The sequence below is a fragment of the Streptomyces lushanensis genome (assembly GCF_001700515.1).
GTDB classification, from domain to species: Bacteria; Actinomycetota; Actinomycetes; order Streptomycetales; family Streptomycetaceae; genus Streptomyces; species Streptomyces lushanensis.
In genome coordinates, this window is the sequence record NZ_MAUD01000595.1 from 1 (window position 1) to 767 (window position 767).

Annotated in this window: 1 protein-coding gene; it reads right to left on the bottom strand. The window is 68.2% G+C overall.

Going from position 1 to position 767, the window contains the following annotated elements:
* On the bottom strand, window positions 1–493 hold a 493-nt coding region (locus BFF77_RS31685), incomplete at its 3' end, for an ATP-binding cassette domain-containing protein (RefSeq protein WP_211280374.1).
* Window positions 494–767 lie beyond the last annotated feature (274 nt).

A 767-nucleotide genomic window follows, 5' to 3' on the forward strand; every position in this document is an offset into this window, starting at 1 on the left:
CACCGGGCCTGGCCAGCAGCAGTGAGGCCAGCCGCAGCAGCACGCACTCGCCGCCGGACATCTCGCCGATGGTGCGGTCGAGCCCGATCCGTCCCAGGCCGAGCTGATCGAGGGTGGCGCGGGCGCGCTCCTCGACGTCCCAGTCGTCGCCGACGGCGGTGAAGTGCTCCTCGCTCGCGTCGCCCGCCTCGATGGCGTGCAGCGCGGCACGGGTCCCGGCGATACCGAGCGCCTCGTCCACCCGCAGCCCGGTGTCGAGCACCACGGTCTGCGGAAGGTGGCCGATGTCGCCGACCACCTTGATCTTTCCTCCGGACGGTGTCAGTTCGCCCGCGATCAGCCTCAACAGCGTTGATTTTCCTGAGCCGTTGCGTCCGATCAGACCGGTTCTGCCGGGACCGACGCTGAGCTGGAGTCCGTCGAGGACGCTCGTCCCGTCGGGCCGGCCGAAGGAGAGGGCGGTACAGGTGATGTGGGCGGGGGATGGGGACATGAGGGGTCTCCGGTCGCTGCGAAGTACGAAGTACTGCGAGAAGGGCAGGGCAACGGATGGAGACACCGCGGAACAGGAGAGGTCCTGGTCGGGGGAGGACGGCTCGACGGCCGAGGTCGCACACGAGAACACACGGACGAATCCATGCGGCACGGTGTCTCAGGACCTCAGACGAGCAACGTCCTACTCCAATCGACGACAACAGGACGTCAGCCACCGTAGGCAGAGGCCGGGCGGGCGTCAAAGCAATTACCGGAGACGGTGGCGGTGGCCG